This is a genomic window from Bradyrhizobium sp. (genome assembly GCF_016219575.1).
Lineage (GTDB): Bacteria > Pseudomonadota > Alphaproteobacteria > Rhizobiales > Xanthobacteraceae > Bradyrhizobium.
This window is the reverse complement of the sequence record NZ_JACRMG010000009.1, coordinates 943,470-957,807: the sequence shown is the minus strand read 5'-3', so window position 1 is coordinate 957,807 and position 14,338 is coordinate 943,470. Positions and strand designations below refer to the sequence as shown.

At 64.0% G+C, this 14,338-nt stretch carries 16 protein-coding genes; 10 read left to right on the top strand and 6 right to left on the bottom strand.

The window, feature by feature from the left end:
- The first annotated feature begins 97 nt into the window (after nucleotides 1-97).
- Complete coding sequence (gene cysK / locus HZB49_RS09600; protein WP_291610491.1) at nucleotides 98-1,075, top strand: cysteine synthase A; 978 nt, start codon at nucleotides 98-100, stop codon at nucleotides 1,073-1,075.
- A gap of 2 nt (nucleotides 1,076-1,077) precedes the next feature.
- Entirely contained in the window at nucleotides 1,078-1,317 is a 240-nt protein-coding gene (locus tag HZB49_RS09595; RefSeq protein ID WP_291610489.1) for a BrnA antitoxin family protein, read from the top strand.
- Between the two features lie 78 nt (nucleotides 1,318-1,395).
- On the opposite strand, the gene HZB49_RS09590 is transcribed toward HZB49_RS09595, so the two are convergent.
- Both HZB49_RS09590 and HZB49_RS09585 read right to left on the bottom strand, forming a co-directional pair.
- Complete coding sequence (locus tag HZB49_RS09590) at nucleotides 1,396-2,832, bottom strand: caspase family protein (protein WP_291610487.1); 1,437 nt, start codon at nucleotides 2,830-2,832, stop codon at nucleotides 1,396-1,398.
- A gap of 240 nt (nucleotides 2,833-3,072) precedes the next feature.
- Nucleotides 3,073-3,951, bottom strand: coding sequence for a DMT family transporter (locus tag HZB49_RS09585; RefSeq protein WP_291610486.1), 879 nt, complete (start codon nucleotides 3,949-3,951; stop codon nucleotides 3,073-3,075).
- Between the two features lie 161 nt (nucleotides 3,952-4,112).
- Here HZB49_RS09585 and HZB49_RS09580 point away from each other — a divergent pair, with 161 nt between their 5' ends.
- Together HZB49_RS09580 and HZB49_RS09575 are read left to right on the top strand one after the other, a co-directional pair.
- Nucleotides 4,113-4,511 carry a RidA family protein gene (locus HZB49_RS09580; protein ID WP_291610483.1) on the top strand — a complete coding sequence of 133 codons (399 nt, stop codon included), beginning with the start codon at nucleotides 4,113-4,115 and terminating at the stop codon, nucleotides 4,509-4,511.
- A gap of 15 nt (nucleotides 4,512-4,526) precedes the next feature.
- Nucleotides 4,527-4,730, top strand: coding sequence for a hypothetical protein (locus HZB49_RS09575; protein WP_291610481.1), 204 nt, complete (start codon nucleotides 4,527-4,529; stop codon nucleotides 4,728-4,730).
- Between the two features lie 76 nt (nucleotides 4,731-4,806).
- On the opposite strand, the gene HZB49_RS09570 is transcribed toward HZB49_RS09575, so the two are convergent.
- The 4 genes from HZB49_RS09570 to HZB49_RS09555 form a co-directional block, all read right to left on the bottom strand.
- Nucleotides 4,807-5,358: a hypothetical protein gene (locus tag HZB49_RS09570; RefSeq protein WP_291610479.1), complete on the bottom strand. Its 552-nt coding sequence runs from the start codon at nucleotides 5,356-5,358 to the stop codon at nucleotides 4,807-4,809.
- A complete protein-coding gene (locus tag HZB49_RS09565) occupies nucleotides 5,303-5,653 on the bottom strand; it encodes a hypothetical protein (protein WP_291610477.1) in 351 nt (116 codons plus the stop codon). Before HZB49_RS09565 ends, HZB49_RS09570 begins: the two co-directional genes overlap by 56 nt.
- 194 nt (nucleotides 5,654-5,847) lie before the next feature.
- Complete coding sequence (locus HZB49_RS09560) at nucleotides 5,848-6,447, bottom strand: formyltransferase family protein (protein ID WP_291610475.1); 600 nt, start codon at nucleotides 6,445-6,447, stop codon at nucleotides 5,848-5,850.
- Between the two features lie 159 nt (nucleotides 6,448-6,606).
- Nucleotides 6,607-7,896, bottom strand: a complete 1,290-nt coding sequence (locus HZB49_RS09555; RefSeq protein WP_291610473.1) for a hemolysin family protein — start codon at nucleotides 7,894-7,896, stop codon at nucleotides 6,607-6,609.
- A 217-nt stretch (nucleotides 7,897-8,113) separates the two neighbouring features.
- Between HZB49_RS09555 and HZB49_RS09550 the strand changes: the two genes are divergently transcribed.
- The 6 genes from HZB49_RS09550 to HZB49_RS09525 all read left to right on the top strand — a co-directional run bounded on the left by HZB49_RS09550 (nucleotide 8,114) and on the right by HZB49_RS09525 (nucleotide 14,298).
- Nucleotides 8,114-8,845, top strand: coding sequence for a Crp/Fnr family transcriptional regulator (locus tag HZB49_RS09550; protein WP_291611167.1), 732 nt, complete (start codon nucleotides 8,114-8,116; stop codon nucleotides 8,843-8,845).
- Nucleotides 8,846-9,323: 478 nt separating this feature from the next.
- Nucleotides 9,324-10,694 carry an ABC transporter substrate-binding protein gene (locus HZB49_RS09545; RefSeq protein WP_291610471.1) on the top strand — a complete coding sequence of 457 codons (1,371 nt, stop codon included), beginning with the start codon at nucleotides 9,324-9,326 and terminating at the stop codon, nucleotides 10,692-10,694.
- 19 nt (nucleotides 10,695-10,713) lie between these two features.
- A complete protein-coding gene (locus tag HZB49_RS09540) occupies nucleotides 10,714-11,721 on the top strand; it encodes an ABC transporter permease (RefSeq protein ID WP_291610469.1) in 1,008 nt (335 codons plus the stop codon).
- Entirely contained in the window at nucleotides 11,718-12,596 is an 879-nt protein-coding gene (locus HZB49_RS09535; RefSeq protein WP_291610467.1) for an ABC transporter ATP-binding protein, read from the top strand. Before HZB49_RS09540 ends, HZB49_RS09535 begins: the two co-directional genes overlap by 4 nt.
- A gap of 113 nt (nucleotides 12,597-12,709) precedes the next feature.
- Entirely contained in the window at nucleotides 12,710-12,916 is a 207-nt protein-coding gene (locus HZB49_RS09530; RefSeq protein WP_291610465.1) for a hypothetical protein, read from the top strand.
- Nucleotides 12,917-12,939: 23 nt separating this feature from the next.
- Entirely contained in the window at nucleotides 12,940-14,298 is a 1,359-nt protein-coding gene (locus HZB49_RS09525) for an arylsulfatase (RefSeq protein ID WP_291610463.1), read from the top strand.
- The last annotated feature ends 40 nt before the right edge of the window (nucleotides 14,299-14,338 follow it).

Below are 14,338 nucleotides of genomic sequence, written 5' to 3'. Positions count from 1 at the left end.
TGCGTTCCGGCGTTTCCTTCTTGCACGTTGCACCGCACTGCACCTAAGTAGGAAACAGCCCAAATCTCCCGGACAAACCAGCCAAGGAATTCCAGCAATGGATGCGCCGACACCAAACGCTGCACTGCACCGTCCCGGCCGCGGCCGGGTGTTCGACTCCATCGTCGATGCCATCGGCGACACGCCGATTGTCCGCCTGAACAAACTGCCGAAAATGCACGGCGTCGGCGCCACCATCCTCGCCAAGCTCGAATATTTCAATCCGGCGGCAAGCGTGAAGGACCGCATCGGGGCTGCGATGATCATTGCGATGGAGAAGGCGGGCATCGTCAACGCCGACACCGTGCTGATCGAGCCGACCTCGGGCAATACCGGCATTGCGCTCGCCTTTGTCGCGGCCGCGCGCGGCTACCGGCTGAAGCTGGTGATGCCGGAATCGATGTCGATCGAGCGGCGCAAGATGCTGGCGTTCCTCGGCGCCGAGATCATCCTGACGCCGGCGGCGCAGGGCATGAAGGGCGCCATCGCCACCGCCGAGGAACTGATCCGCTCGACGCCGAATTCCGTGATGCCGCAGCAGTTCAAGAACCTCGCCAATCCCGAAGTGCACCGCCGCACCACGGCGGAGGAGATCTGGAACGATACCGGCGGCAATATCGATTTCTTCGTCGCCGGCGTCGGCACCGGCGGCACCATCACCGGCGTCGGCCAGGTGCTGAAGCCGCGCAAACCGTCGCTGAAGATCGTGGCGGTCGAGCCGGAGGAGAGCCCGGTGCTGTCGGGCGGCCAGCATACGCCGCACAAGATCCAGGGCATCGGCGCGGGCTTCGTGCCCGATATTCTCGACCGTTCCGTGATCGACGAGATCGTCAAGGTCAACAGCGCGACCGCGATCGAGACCTCGCGCGCGCTGGCGCGCAACGAAGGCATCCCCGGCGGCATTTCCTCGGGCGCTGCGATCGCTGCCGCGCTGCAGGTCGGCAAGCGGCCGGAGGCGGCCGGCAAGACCGTGCTGGCCATCGTGCCGTCGTTCTCCGAGCGCTACCTTTCCACCGCTCTGTTCGAAGGGATCTGACCATGTCCGACCAGCCGCGCCGGCCGCGCACCCTCAACGACGCCCGCAGCGAAGCGGAGGCCGCCTTCAAGCGCGCCACCACCAAGGTCGCCGAGGCCCCCCCGAAGAAGAACGTGGCGCCCGGCGTGAAGGAGCAGGTGACGCTGCGCCTCGACCAGGACGTGCTGGAGCATTTTCAGGCAGGCGGCCCCGGCTGGCAGGACCGCATCAACGAGGCGCTGCGCAAGGCGGCGGGCAAGTAGGCCGCTTGCCAGCAGGCGCAATTGAAAAAGCCCGGGCCGAGGCCCGGGCTTTTCTGTTGATTGCTGGGTGAGGGTGGATCAGCGCAGGATGCCGCCGACCACGCCGCCCATGAAGCGGCCCATATGGGCGGGATCGCCGCCGCCGCCGCTCTGGCGCGGTGCCGGTGCTGAGCCCCCACCGCCGCCACCACCGCTGGCGCGCTTGCGCGGCGCGGGCTTCTCGTCGTCATCGCTGCTCGACGAGGCCGTCGCCGGCTGCGTCGCGATGATTTCCGAGAGCAGCGCCCTGTGCTGCAGCCTGTTGAGGTAACCGCTCTTCGGATAGCCGCGGGCGGCCTGCCAGCGGGTGATCACGTTGCGGGTGTCCTGGTTGAAGATGCCGGTGACCTTGGTGTCGAAGCCGAGACCGTTGAGGCGGCGCTGCACGTCGCGGCGCTGGCCCTTGTCGAGGCCGATCTGGTCCTCGCTGAGCTGGCTCGATTCCTCGGTGAAGACGGCGGGATCGATCCCGGCGGACAGGTTGCGCGTGGCATCGGGCTTGTTGCCGCCCTGCTCGAGGGAGGCGACGCGCGACTGCGCCAGCGAACGGAACTGGCCGTTCGGATAGTTGGTCAGATAGGCCTTGAACTCCTCGGCCTTGTTGGAGTCCTTGATCGAGCGCCAGAACTCGACTTCGACCTCGGCGTTGGGCGCCAGCGCGACCTGCTGCTGGGCCGGTGCGGCGGCGCCCGGGGCTGCCGGCGCAGGCGCGCCGTTCAGGTAGACGGTGCCGATCAGGTTGGTGTGACCCCAGGGCAGCTGGCCCTTGTTGGTCTCCTCGTTGACCTGGGCGCGGACCTTGGTCATCGCCTGCTGGATCTCGACGCCGGGCTGGGTGACGTTGGCGAGGAGCGCGCGGGTGAAGGGGCTGTTGCCGCCTTCGGTGCCGTCAAGCGCGGTCTGGCCTGGACCGGTCGCGAACGCGATCAGCGTGCCTTCACCGGACTTCATCTCGGCAAGACCGCTGCCCACGTTGACGCTGCGGGTCGCTGAGTTCGACTTGATCTTGGCGGCGAACGGGTTGTCGCGGCAGGCGTCGAGGAATACCAGCTTGACCTTGGCGTCGCCCATGGTCTGGTCGAGCGTGAGGTCGATGTTGATGGCGGCGCCGAGCTTGACGTCCATCTCGGATTTGATGTCGGCGTCGATCGGCAGCAGATAGTTGGTGCCGGAGATCGCGATGCCGTGGCCGGCGTAGAAGAACACGGCGACGTCGGCTCCTTGCGCCTTCTTGCCGAAGTCGAGCAACCGCTCGGTCATCTTGTCGCGGGTGAGGTTGACGCCTTCGACGACCTCGAAGCCGACATTGCGCAGCGCGGCGGCCATGGCCTTGGCGTCGACCGACGGATTGGGCAGCGGAGCCACGTTCTTGTAGGCGCCGTTGCCGACGACAAAGGCGACGCGGCGGTCGGCCTGCGCGGAATTCACGGTCAGCGCCATGCAGATCAGGGAAAGGAGAAGGGTGATGTAGCGCATCTGAAATGCCCCTGTAGAATCGAAACACCTTGGCGGTAACGCTTGTGTCGAACGATACACGATAATGCCACCCATCGCGCCACAAAAATCGGCCCGGATAACCCCGATTTGAGCGACCGCCTCCGATTGGCAACGACGTTAGGGATGCGGCCAGCGAAGTTGCGTGATTTGGATCACAAATGCCGTGAAAATGGCTCTGGAATTCGTGCCAACGGTATTGGCATGATGCCGACCGCCCGCTCAGGCGGCGGGACGCACGGGAGCCGGGGTCGATGCCCGCAGGTTCACAAGATTTCCGGTGAGGATCAGCGCCGCGCCGAACACGGTGAAGGCATCGAGCCGCTCCGAATAGAGCAGCCAGCCCGCGAGCGCCGTGAGGGGAACCCGCAGGAAGTCCATCGGGATCACGACGGTGGCATCGGCATACAGCATCGCCCGCGTCATGCAGTAGTGCGAGTAGGTGCCGCAGAATGCCACCGCGAGCGCCCAGCCCCACGCGGCCGGCGACGGCCAGCTCCAGGCATAGAGGCCGGGCAACAGGCTGCCGGCAATCTGCACCGCGGCCATGTAGAAGACGATCGATACCGTCTGTTCGGTGCGCGTCAGCGACTTCACCATCGCGATGGAAATGCCGAAGCCGACGGCGGCGGCGAGTGCGATCAACTGACCCGGATTGATCTCGCTGGTGGCGGGCCGCACGATCACGACGACGCCGACGAGGCCGAGCGCGATGGCGCAAGACTTCCAGATCGTCATGCGCTCGCCGAGAAACATCGCGGCGAGGATGGCGGTCCAGATCGGCATGGTGAACTCGATCGCCACCACCTGGCCGATCGGGATCAGCGTCAACGCAAAGAACCAGCCGAGCTGCGCGCCGAAATGGATGACGTTGCGTCCGAGGTGCAGCGGCAGACGCTGCGTCCTGACGGCAGAAAAACCGCCGGCGCGGTGAATCAGGGGATAGAGCAGCAGAAGCCCCACGCTGGAGCGGATCAGGATCAGCTGGAACACATTCATCTCGCGCAATGCCTCGCGGCCGGCGACCGCGATCATCAGCATCAGGGCGAGCCAGCCGGCCATCCACAGCGCGGCCATTGTTTTGGAGGGGGTGCGATCCATCGGAGAAGTGTTTGCGAGCGGGCAGGCCGGTATGAGAGACCCGGCCTGCCTTTGCAACGGGCAAATCTGCTGACGCAGCCCTGCGCGCGGCTTAATTTCGCTGTGGGATCATGGCCCTGATCGGTGCTAAGGAAGCGCCAGTCTCGGAAGGAAACAAGCGCATGCGTGTCCTCCAACCGGCCGATTGGTCGAAACCGCGCGGCTTTTCGCACGGCGTCGTGGTCGACGGCCCCGGCAAATGGATCGTGCTGGCCGGCCAGACCGGCGGCGACGAGAAGGGCGACTACGCCCCTGATCTCGCCAGCCAGGCCGGAGCCGCGCTGAAGCGGATCATCCGGCTGCTTGCCGAAGCCGGCGCGGGGCCGCAGCACATCGTGCGGCTGACCTGGTATCTCACCAGCAAGAGCGAGTATGAGGCCGCTGGCGCCGGCATCGGCGCCGCCTGGAAGGAGACGCTGGGCAGGAATTTTCCGCCCTCGACGCTGCTCTACATCGGCGGACTCGTCGACGAGCGCGCCAAAGTCGAAATCGAAGTCACCGCCTTCGTTCCGGCGGCGTGAAGGAAGTCCTGCATCATGAACACCACGCGAAAGACCACCGCCGATATCGTCCTGGGCTTTGCCACGGGCTGGCCGGAGCAGCAGCCCGACATCATGGTGCTGTCGCTCACCACCCACAAGGGCGTTCAGGATTTTGCGTTCAACAAAGAGCAGGCGCTGCTGATCGCGAAGACCATCAGGGAAACCGCGGCCAAGCTCGAGAAGCCGAAGACGAGCTGAAGAACAGCGAGCCGCGCACAGCAAGACGCCCCGGCTTCTGACCAGCCGGGGCGTGATTTGCTTCGTGCCTGCGAGACTATTTCGAAAGCGAAATGTCCGCAGCCCTGAACTGGGCATCAGCACGCATTGCAATCGACTGCTTGTTGCCGGAGGTGCGCAGCGAGATGTTCGCATTGAAGCCGGCCGCGCTTGCGACGACCTGGAAATTGCCATGGCCGCCGCGGCCCTGCAGGGAGCCGCCGACGTTACGGCTGGACTCGGTCCAGGTGCCGGTAACCTGACCGCCGCCGTCAACGACGTTGGCCGCCAGGTTGAACTTGTAGGCATCGCTGGCGCAGGTGAGCGTCATCGCCATTTCCATGCCGTAGACCTTGTAGGATGCGCGGCAACGGATGCGTTCGCGCGAACCGTCATCCAGCGTGACGGTGCCGCCGCCCGCCCAGTTGCCGGCCATGCCGGCAAACGGCCCAGATTGCTGCGCATGACCGACGGCGGTCGAAGCGGCAAAAAAAGCGGCGGCCGCAAATGCGAGCCGCCGCGAATACGCGAAGGTTTCAGCTAGTCGGCTGGCCTTAGAGACGGGATGCTTCCCATCGACCGCTGCACGGTACACCCGCTGATGCGCCATTCCACTTCCCTGATCCGGAGTTGCCACTGAGTTGACCGTTCGCATATGCACCATTGATCGAGACTCGCACAAGTCCCTCGCGTCCGATGGTGCCGGAAATGGCGGCGCCGGCCGCGGCGACCCGGCCGTCGCTGATCGTCAGGGTCGAAGAGGTCGAAGGCTCGCAGCTCCCGTTCTTGGTGATCACGGTAACGTTCCACTGGCCGTCATAGGGATGTCCGGCAAACGCGGGAGCCGAGGCGGCAATGGTGAAAAGGGTGGCACAAACGAGTGGGCGGATGCGGTTGCGACGCATGATTGGGGGTCCTTGATTTGGGGGGTCGGCGGCGCTTATTGGGGAACATTGTGACGAAAATTTGATGCGATGCAACAAATCGTAAAGTTCCCGATGCTGCAGACACTTATGATTGATTTTGGTTCCAGATAAGGGGCACGGGAACCCGCTCCGGAAAGGGCCGGAATGCGCAGGATTCCGATCGTTGCCGGGGGTCAGTGGCTGGCGGGTTCCAGCGCCGGCGCAAGCGTGGCGAATTGCTCGTCCTGCGGCTTGGCCGGAAGCGAGCCATTGGCCTTGGCGGAATCGATCACCTCGGCGAGCAGGCGCAGGCCGAGCGGCGCCAGCGCACGCTCCCACAACTCGCGTGCCGTCTCGCCCTTCTTGACGAAGACCCAGTCCTGCGCCGCGATCGCGCCGGCATCCATGCGGTCGGCAAGATGATAGATCGTGCCGCCGGCAATCGGATCGCCTTCCTTGATGGTCCACTCGATCGCAGCGATGCCGCGATGGCGCGGCAGCAGCGAGGGATGATAGCCGATACCGCCGTGTTTCGACGCGGCCAGCGCATCCCTGCCGATGCGGGCATGGCTGTGGGCGGTGACGATGAGATCGGTCTTCGGTGCGATCTCGGAAGCGACCACGAGCCTGGGATTGGCCTGCACCGCGACCTCGATGCCGGCGGCCCCGGCAGCGGCGGCAAGCCGGTCCTCGCCGTCATGGACCACGACCCTTGCGATCTCGACGCCGTGCTCGCGCAGCATGTTGAAAGTTGCCACGCCGAAATGGCGGGAGCCGACGAGGGTAATCCGCATGGTTCTATCCGTCCGGTTCAGTCGAACTGTCGATAGCACGGCGGCGGCGCAAGTCTTGCGAGCCGGAATCGCGGGGCGGGGGTTATCAACAGGCGGCACGATCCGGTTCCGCAGCATGCGGCAGGGCGCTCGAAGCAATGGATACAAGCCACGGCAGGATCAGGCCTTCTCGCGCCGGCCCACCAGCACCTTGTCGATGCGCCGGCCGTCCATGTCGACAACCTCGAACTGCCAGTTGCCGACCGCAATCTTGTCGCCGACCTCGGGGATGACGCCGAACTCATGCAGCAGGAATCCGGCAAAGGTCTGGTAGGGCCGTGATGGCGGCATTGCGATCCCGAGCAGGTCGGCAAATTCCAGTGCGGGCATCCAGCCGGAGATCAGATAGGAGCCGTCGTCGCGCCTGACAAAGGCCGGCTCGGCCGGACCGTGTTCGGTGCTGAACGCGCCGATGATCGCTTGCAGAATGTCGCTGCTGGTGACGACACCCCGAAACACGCCGTATTCGTCGTGCACGAGCCCCATGTGTGCCGCCGCGTGGCGGAGGATCGCGACCACGTCGCGCGCATCGAGCGATTCGGGAATGATCGGCGCCTCGCGCACCAACGCGCGGATGTCCGGCGTCCGGCCTGCGAGATAGGTATCGAGCAGGTCCTTGGCCCGCACGACCCCGACCGCGCTGTTGCGGTCGCCGTCGAACACGACGCAGCGCGAATGATTGGTGTTCTGCAGGTTCGCCATGGTCACGGGCAGGGGATCGGCAAGGTCGATCAGGCTCACCTCATGCCGCGGCGTCATCACGGCGCCGACCGGAAGGTCGCCGAGCCGCATCACGCCGGCGATCATTTCCTTCTCGCCGGGCTCGAGCACGCCGGCATGTTCGGCCTCCATCACGAGCGTGCGGATTTCCTCCTCGCTGACGCGTCCTTCCGCCTCGCCGCGATGACCGAGCAGCCAGAGCAGGGCCTTGCCGGAGCGATCGAGCAGCCAGACCAGCGGCAGGGAAATCGTGGCCATCAGGCTCATCGCGGGCGCGACCTTGACCGCGATGGACTCGGGATCGCGCAGCGCGATCTGCTTCGGCACGAGTTCGCCCACGATCAGCGAGGCATAGGTGATGACCCCGACGACGAGGCCGACGCCGATGGCATCGGCTGCGCCCTGGGAGAAGCCGAGGTCGACCAGCCCAAGCGATAGCCGCTGCCCGAGCGTCGCGCCGGAGAACGCGCCCGAGAGCACGCCGATCAGCGTGATGCCGATCTGCACCGTGGACAGGAATTTTCCGGGATCGGAAGCAAGCGCCAGCGCGCGCCGCGAGCCGCGCACGCCCTTCTCGACCATCCCCGCCAGCCGCATTGGCCGCGACGACACGATCGCAAGTTCCGACATCGACAGAAGGCCGTTGATGACGATCAGGACGGTTACGATGGCAAGTTCGAGGTAGAGCAATGGAAGATCCCGGGGGAGACGCAATCAATATAGGTATCCTGCCGGCCTTTTGCGCGGGCCTGAATGGAGCCGCCATGTGGCGCGGCTTGACCGGATAAGGGCTGGCGCAGGATTTGCTAGGGATTGCCGCATGGAGGCCCTGTTGACCGGCAAGCGCGTATCCACCTGGACGACGGGGACGAATCTCGGCTGGGCAGACCAGGCGCGCTTCGGCGCCATGCTGATGCCCGACGAGGAGGCGCGGGGAGGCGGCCCCGCGCCGCTGTTCCTCGGCCTCACGGAAGCGGAAATCCAGCAAGTCGTCAGCGCCGGCAAGCGCAAGGTGTTTTACCGCGGCGCGCCGGTGTTTTCGCAAGGGGGCCAGCAGGACGGCATCTATCTGATCGAGAGCGGCCGTATTCGCGTCTTCTATATCGGGCCCTCCGGGCGCGAGATCACGCTCGCCTACTGGCATCCCGGCAATTTCGTCGGCGGCCCCGACGTGTTCAATCGTGGCATCCATGTCTGGTCCGGTGCAGCCGCGATCAACAGCAGCGTGCTGCATTTGCCGGGAGACGTGCTGCGGCAAATGGTGATCAAGATTCCTGCGCTGGCACTCGGCATCATTGAAGGCCTCAGTTTCAAGGGCCGCTGCTATTCGTCGCTGGCGCAGATGCTCGGCACGCGTTCGCCGACCGAGCGCTTGGCGCATCTGCTTCTGCACCTCGGCGATCTCTATGGCGTCGAAGAGCGCGGCGGCACGCTGATCGCCGCATCCTTCACGCACGCCGATCTCGCCAACATGATCGGCGTGACGCGGCAATGGGTGACGACTGCGCTGAAGCGCCTTTCCGAGATGGGCGTGCTCGATGCACAGGGCACCAACATTCTCATCAAGGACGGCGCGCCGTTGATGAAGATGCGCGATGGCAAGGCCACAAAGAGCGGTCTGCAGGACGAGGCCGACTGACAGGGGTCGACGCGGCGGATCGATTCGAGGGGTTCGCGATCTGCTCGCACGAACGCCATGTCGCCCAAGATTTCATCATAACCTGCGTTGTTTCTGGCTATTTCTTAAGCAGCCGAACTTTTTCGGCAAGGATTTGCGCGCCGTCACCGTTCCTTGTTTCAGGAAATCCTTTCCACGCCCAGAACTCAGGTCGAGCACGGCAATCCAGTCGTCTTGAGGAGTTCGCGAGTGGGCTTCGTCGCCGCCGTTTCTTTCTTCGTTAATTCGGTGCTTCGCATGCGCCGGGCAGGGACAACCTGTCGCGCAGGCAAGGCGCAAACTGGCTTGGCCTTTGCAACTGCGAGAGTACCGAGCGCAGCCCAATGGCGAGTTGCTCTCCCGCAAATCCGCAGCAATCTAAGGGGTTAACGAGATGAATGTCGCTACACTCATGTCTTGCGGTTCCAGGGTCGCCCCGTGGTGCGTGGCGGCGGCAGTCATGCTCTCTCCGGTGAATCTGCGCGCGGAGGTGTTGGAGATCGGCATCGGCACGCAGAACACGACGACCAACACCGTAACCGGCGGCGTCGTCATCAAGGAACTCGGCCTGCTCGAGAAGAACCTGCCGAAGACCGGCAAGTACAAGGACTTCCAGTACAAGCTGTCCTGGCAGAATGCGACGTCGGGCCCGCCGATCACCAACGGCATGATGGCCAACAACATCCAGATCGGTATGATGGGCGATTATCCGTTGATGGTGAACGGCGCCACCGGCCAGAACACCAACAATCCGACCCAGCTCATTGCCATCATCGCCTACAACGCCGTCGGCGGCGGCAACGGCATTGTCGTCCACAAGGACTCGCCGTTCTACGAACTCAGCGATCTCAAGGGCAAGAACGTCTCCGTTCCCTTCGGCTCTGCCGCGCACGGCATGATGGTGACCTCGCTGCAGAAGCGCGGCCTGCCGCCGGATTTCTGGAGCCTGGTTTCTCAATCGCCCGAGGTCGGCACCACCAATCTCCAGGAAAAGCGCATCGACGCGCATGGCGACTTCGTTCCGTTTGCCGAACTGCTGCCGTTCAAGGGGTTTGCCCGCAAGATCTACGACGGCGCCGAGACCAAGGTTCCGACCTTCCACGGCGTGACCGTGCGCAAGGACTTTGCCGAGAAGTATCCGGAGATCGTCACGGCCTATCTCAAGTCGCTGATCGAGGCGAACGAATGGATGCGCAAGAATCCGAAGCTCGCCGCCGAGAAGATCGAGGAATGGACCAAGATCAACAAGGAAGTGGTCTACATCTTCCTCGGCCCGGGCGGCGTGCACACGCTGGACCCCACCATCAAGAAGCTATTGATCGAGTCCGCCGGCGGCAGCTACGCGATCCTGCAGAAGCTCAACATGATCAAGCCGCTCGACATGGGAGCGTGGGTCAACGACAGCTATATCCGCGCCACCTACAAGGAGCTCGGGCTCGACTACGACAAGCAGCTCGCGTCCTTCGACACCTACAACGTCACCGGCACGGACCCCGTCTGCAACGTCCCGGTCAACGATCCCAAGCTCGTCGGCGAGGTATGGATCCAGGGCGGCGACATCGTGCCGTTCTCGTCGCCGGTCTGCGCGCTGCTCGGCGTCAAGAAGTTCACGAAGGAAGGCAAGAAGTTCAACGCCGTCTATCTCGTCGACCATGAACTCGGCATCAAGGTGTTCGCCGACGCCGCCTTCTACTCCATCAAGCCGGATGCCAAGAACCCAGTCGTGGTGCCGTTCCTGCTGAAGAAGGACGCCGAGGCCTTTGCTGCCAAGAACGGCGGCAAGCTCGCCACCTTCACCGAAGCTCTCACGGCCATCAACGTCGGACAATAGCGATCGCCCGATGAGCAACATGGCGCGAGCGAAGGTTGCGGCAATCCCGATCCCGGCAGGACAACTCGATCCCCATCGGATCGTCGAGAGCATGATGACATCCACGCCTGAAAAGCCGGAAGCGCCAGTGGCGGAGGGGCAGGCGGCGCCTGCCCCCGCAGCCGGGCCGGCCGCTGCCGAGCCGGAGGTGGTCCCGACCCTGTCGTTCCGCACCGTCGCGCGCTCGCTCCTCAAGCACGTCACACGCGACCGCATCATCACGCTGTTGCTCGGTTGCATCTCGATCGGGGCGCTGTTCCTGGTCTGGTATCTTGGAACCAAGTACCGCTTCGAGTTCTACATCCGCTTCAAGAACGTGCCGACGCCCGCCGAGGTGTTCCACCAGCTCACCCAGGTCGGCCTTTCGAACAAGTACCTCGTCAACATCGCCATCAGTGTCCGGCGCATCCTGACCGGCTTCTTCATCGCCATCGCCATCGGCGTGCCGCTGGGCCTGCTGATCGGCAAGTACGAGCGCGTGCGCGACCTGTGCATGCCATGCGTGGAAATCCTGCGGCCGATCCCGGCCATCGCCTGGGTGCCGATGTCGATCATGCTTTGGCCGAACAACGAGGCAGCGATCGTCTTCATCACCTTCATCGGCGCGTTCTTCCCGATCCTGCTCAACACCATCCATGGCGTTCATTCGCTGGATGGCGTGCTGGTCCGTGCCGGGCGCTGCCTTGGCGCCAACGAAGCACAGCTGTTCTGGAACGTGATCCTGCCGGGCTCGCTGCCGCACATTTTCACCGGCCTTGCGGTCGGCATGGGCGTCGCCTGGGTGTCGCTGATCGCGGCGGAAATGATCTCCGGCCAATTCGGCGTCGGCTACTTCACCTGGGAAGCCTATTCGCTGGTGGATTACCCCGCGATCATGCTCGGCATGATCACGATCGGCGTTCTCGGTCTCGCCTGCAGCGGCGTCATCCGTCTGGTCGGCTACTTCCTGATGCCGTGGCTCTCCTACGCACCCGGAGGCAACAGATGAGCGTTGCAGAAGCACACGCCGACACCTCGAAGGGGTGCATCGACATCCGCAATACGGGAGTCACCTTCGGCAGCGATGAAAGCGAAATCGTCGCCGTCAAGGAAGTCTCGATCAACGTGCAGCCCGGCGAATTCGTTTCCCTGATCGGGCCGTCCGGTTGCGGCAAGTCCACCTTGCTCAGCATCGTCGCCGGCTTCGTCAAGCCGACCCGGGGGGAGGCGCTGCTCGACGGCAAGAAGATCACGAAGCCGGGTTCGGACCGCGGCGTCGTGTTCCAGCAATACTCGCTGTTTCCCTGGCTGTCGGTGCGCAAGAACGTCGAATTCGGCCTGAAGATGGCCGGCGTCGACCAGAACAGGCGCAACGCCACGGCGCGCTCGCTGCTCGATCTGGCGGGGCTGCTGTCGTTCGAGAACCATTACCCCGACCAGCTTTCCGGCGGCATGAAGCAGCGCATCGGCATCGTCCGCGCGCTGGCAACCAGTCCGCAGGTGCTCCTGATGGACGAGCCGTTCGGCGCGCTCGACACGCAGACCCGCGTGGTGATGCAGGAGATCCTGACCAACATCTGGCAGCAGTTCCGCATCTCCGTGCTGTTCATCACCCATGACATCGAGGAATCGATTTTCCTGTCCGACCGTATCTACGTGATGACGGCCCGGCCTGGACGCATCAAGGCGGAGATCAAGGTGCCGCTGCCGCGGCCGCGCACGCCTGAAATGACCGACACGCCCGAGTTCATGAACCTGGTCCAGGAGCTCAAGGGGCTGATCCGCGAAGAGTCGCTCGCCGCCATGGCCCCGGAGATCAAGGACCGCGGTCTGTCCGGCTTTGGAATGAAAGTGGGACCGAAAGGAGTGGGCGAACTTTACTGACACGCAAGACTTCGCTGCCCGCCAGGGAGCGAAACGAGACGGAAACAAGATGACGCGCGACCCGCGTCGTTAAGGGATTGGTGCGTCCTCGCGCCAGTCGATCGGAGCGATTGATGGCAAAGAGAACAAGCATTTTTCATGCCGACAAGCCCGGCACAGCCGAGCTCGGCGCGCCGCTCGCGGCGATGTGGCGCCGGCTCGCGGCGATGCTTGGCCGCAGATACCGCCCCGAGCAGCACTACATGCGTGGACCCGGTCCGAAATGGCAGGAGAGCCATTCCGCAGGCGCCGCGCAAACCAAGATCAAAGACCCGGCGTGAACCACGCCACCAACGGAGCTACTATGGCAAAGAAACCGAACATTCTCTTCTTCCACGTCGACAATCTCGGCATGGGCGAACTCGGCTGCTACGGCGGCGGACGCCTGCGCGGCGCCGACACCAGGCGGATGGACACATTCGCCAAGGAAGGCATGAAGCTCACGCACTACGTCGTGGAGCCGCAATGCACGCCGACCCGCTCGGCGCTGATGACCGGGCGCTTCCCGATCCGCTCGGGCAACCACACCATTGCGCTCGGCGGCAATGGCGGCGGCATCGTCACCTGGGAACGCACCATCGCCTCGATCCTGGCGGAAGCCGGCTACACCTCGTCGATCTACGGCAAGTGGCACATCGGCGCCGAAGACGGCCGTTTCCCCACCGATCACGGTTTCGACGAATGGTACGGGCCGCTGCGCACCTATGACGAATGCATGTGGCTGGAAGATCCGCACTACGATCCCGAACGCGACGGCTACTCGCACATGCATGAGGGCGTGAAGGGCAAGGGCGCATGGCCGATCAAGGACCAGCAACTCACCATGGAGACCAAGAAGACCTGCGACCTCGAATACCAGAAGCGCGCCATCAAGTTCATGGAGAAGGCGGTCAAGGACGACAAGCCCTTCTACTGCTACTTCAACCACTCGCTGATGCACTTCCCGATGAGCCCGCGCGACGAATTCGTCGGCAAGAGCGACAACGGCGACTGGGGAGACTGCCTCCTGATGCTCGACCATGACTTCGGCGTGCTGCTCGATACGCTCGACCGGCTCGGCGTGCGCGACAACACTATCGTCGTGATGTGCGGCGACAACGGCGCGGAGGATCACCTGGCCGGCCGCGGCACCGGCGGCTTCTTCGACGGCTCCTACTTCTCTTCCGCCGAAGGCGGCATCCGCACGCCGCTGCTGATCCGCTGGCCCGGCCATGTCCCGGCAGGGATCGAGAGCAACGAGATGGTGCATGTCACCGACATGTTCACGACGCTGCTGAAGTTCGCCGGCTGCGAGCCGCCGAAGGACCGCCTGATCGACGGCACCGATCAGACCCCGTTCTTCCTCGGCAAGCAGGAAGCTTCCAATCGCGAGTCCTGCATCGTCTGGCTCAAGGACGAACTGCACGCGGTGAAGTGGAAGGACTTCAAGATCAACTTCAAGCGGCAGCAGCATTTCCACGATCCGGAACTGCCGCTCGGCTTCGCCCGCATCACCCACCTGAAGGAAGACCCCAAGGAGCGTGAGGCGGTGAACCAGCGCTATGTGCGCTGGTGGGTGATGCAGCATGCGCACCGCGTGGTGCGCGCGTTCGAGGACAGCGCGAAGAAGGAGCAACTGATTCCGCCCGGAGCGCCGCTCGACTTCGTGCCGAAGCAGTACTGACGTCAATCAGTGAGAGCAGGGGCCGTGGAGCAGGTTGCAA

Bases quoted from the DNA above. Each gene is read 5' to 3' on its own strand.
- HZB49_RS09525 (WP_291610463.1), top strand. From the start codon at position 12,940: ATGGCAAAGAAACCGAACATTCTCTTCTTCCACGTCGACAATCTCGGC.
- HZB49_RS09580 (WP_291610483.1), top strand. From the start codon at position 4,113: ATGCGTGTCCTCCAACCGGCCGATTGGTCGAAACCGCGCGGCTTTTCG.
- HZB49_RS09530 (WP_291610465.1), top strand. From the start codon at position 12,710: ATGGCAAAGAGAACAAGCATTTTTCATGCCGACAAGCCCGGCACAGCC.
- HZB49_RS09590 (WP_291610487.1), bottom strand. From the start codon at position 2,832: ATGCGCTACATCACCCTTCTCCTTTCCCTGATCTGCATGGCGCTGACC.
- HZB49_RS09560 (WP_291610475.1), bottom strand. From the start codon at position 6,447: ATGCGGATTACCCTCGTCGGCTCCCGCCATTTCGGCGTGGCAACTTTC.
- HZB49_RS09585 (WP_291610486.1), bottom strand. From the start codon at position 3,951: ATGGATCGCACCCCCTCCAAAACAATGGCCGCGCTGTGGATGGCCGGC.
- HZB49_RS09545 (WP_291610471.1), top strand. From the start codon at position 9,324: ATGCTCTCTCCGGTGAATCTGCGCGCGGAGGTGTTGGAGATCGGCATC.
- HZB49_RS09540 (WP_291610469.1), top strand. From the start codon at position 10,714: ATGGCGCGAGCGAAGGTTGCGGCAATCCCGATCCCGGCAGGACAACTC.
- cysK (WP_291610491.1), top strand. From the start codon at position 98: ATGGATGCGCCGACACCAAACGCTGCACTGCACCGTCCCGGCCGCGGC.
- HZB49_RS09575 (WP_291610481.1), top strand. From the start codon at position 4,527: ATGAACACCACGCGAAAGACCACCGCCGATATCGTCCTGGGCTTTGCC.
- HZB49_RS09565 (WP_291610477.1), bottom strand. From the start codon at position 5,653: ATGCGTCGCAACCGCATCCGCCCACTCGTTTGTGCCACCCTTTTCACC.
- HZB49_RS09595 (WP_291610489.1), top strand. From the start codon at position 1,078: ATGTCCGACCAGCCGCGCCGGCCGCGCACCCTCAACGACGCCCGCAGC.
- HZB49_RS09570 (WP_291610479.1), bottom strand. From the start codon at position 5,358: ATGGCGCATCAGCGGGTGTACCGTGCAGCGGTCGATGGGAAGCATCCC.
- HZB49_RS09535 (WP_291610467.1), top strand. From the start codon at position 11,718: ATGAGCGTTGCAGAAGCACACGCCGACACCTCGAAGGGGTGCATCGAC.
- HZB49_RS09550 (WP_291611167.1), top strand. From the start codon at position 8,114: ATGCTGATGCCCGACGAGGAGGCGCGGGGAGGCGGCCCCGCGCCGCTG.